Below are 1,365 nucleotides of genomic sequence, written 5' to 3' on the forward strand. Positions count from 1 at the left end.
TAGAGCGGACGTACGGTTTCTGCGGCTGAATCAACCTTCCTCGATCCGATTCGCGGCGCAGAGGGGGTCGAAAGGCGCGGATCGAGGCGCCCAGCCGCGAAAAATCCCGAACCCGGCTCGCGGTGCGTTCGCGTTCGGCACGTCATCGTCGGGGCAACGAGCCGCCTCTATCCCGACTGGGCCACCCGCGGGCACCGGCCCCATGTCGGTCGCAGCCGCCAACGTCCCCGACGCCCCGAGGGTCTGGCACCAGGGCTCCCTCGACCTCCGGCCCGGCGCGTCGCCGTGCCCGAGCGTCATCGGCGCGAACACGATCGCCACCTGCGCGAAGGGTGTCGATGTCCCGGAGCGCCGCACGCGGTTACGGCGCTCGACCACGTCACGGGGAACAGGTTCGAGGGCCCCCAGAATCGGCCGGGCGCCGATCGAAAATCCTTCGATGGCTTAAAGCCCTATCAAAAACCATCTGTTGCATTGATCTGAGGTTTTAATAAAACGCGATGTAACGCAGGATGGCATCACAGGCCGAGAGAATGATCAACCACGATCACAAATGCATATTCATTCACATCCCCCGGACAGCTGGAAGTAGTATTGAGCAATGGATTTCCGGCCAGGACTGGTGGAACGTAAATCCTTCTACAAAACATCTTGTAGCATCCCAGGCAAAATCTATCTACGCGGATTATTGGGATGATTATTTTAAATTTTCGGTCGTTCGAGATCCTGTTTCGCGCGTTCTGTCATGCCTAAAATACGCCAAATATTTCGGGCTTTCACTCGATTCAGACGGCAATGTTGACTTTTCCCAGTACCGAACCTTGTTTGGAAACCGCATTATCCTTGAACACGACTATAGGTTCCATAAACGCTCCAATCTGGCGAAGAAAAAACACCGCGCGCATAGTGTTTATGGAAACATTCTCGATGAGAAACTGGATCTCATTATCAAGTTCGAGAACCTGAAGGAGGGGCTCGATCTCGTGGGCGAAAAAATCGGGCTCAATCGAAATTTCGAAGTTCATATCGAAACGTTCGAGGCTAAGCCTGCAGAGGACATCATCTCGAAATCCACGCTATCCGATATCAAAAATCTATATAAATACGATTATACCCGCTTTTACCCTCGCAAACGATGATCGACGCTTGTCGGGCGCTCTGCAACGCTGGCTTTCCTGGACTCGTCAGAGCTCGGTTGGCCATGCGCTCTGAGCGGACCGCTCCGGCCCTCGTACGCGATCACCGGCATGCCTCGAAGTGCGACCACGTCACGGTTCGAGGCATCCGCGCAGCCCTTTCTCACCAAGGTCGCCGCCATCCGTCTGCGGGTCGGCCTCCGCACACGGCGCGCCTCATCATGAAGCG

1 protein-coding gene is annotated in these 1,365 nt (G+C 56.1%); it reads left to right on the forward strand.

The window, feature by feature from the left end; genetic code table 11:
* Positions 1-533 precede the first annotated feature (533 nt).
* Positions 534-1,139: a sulfotransferase family 2 domain-containing protein gene (locus tag MFF30_RS14850; RefSeq protein ID WP_238280167.1), complete on the forward strand. Its 606-nt coding sequence runs from the start codon at positions 534-536 to the stop codon at positions 1,137-1,139.
* Positions 1,140-1,365 lie beyond the last annotated feature (226 nt).

The sequence above is a fragment of the Methylobacterium goesingense genome, from assembly GCF_022179225.1.
Lineage (GTDB): Bacteria > Pseudomonadota > Alphaproteobacteria > Rhizobiales > Beijerinckiaceae > Methylobacterium > Methylobacterium goesingense.

What these genes read in the sequence shown, in the direction of transcription:
- MFF30_RS14850 (WP_238280167.1), top strand. Translation starts at nt 534, where the DNA reads ATGATCAACCACGATCACAAATGCATATTCATTCACATCCCCCGGACA.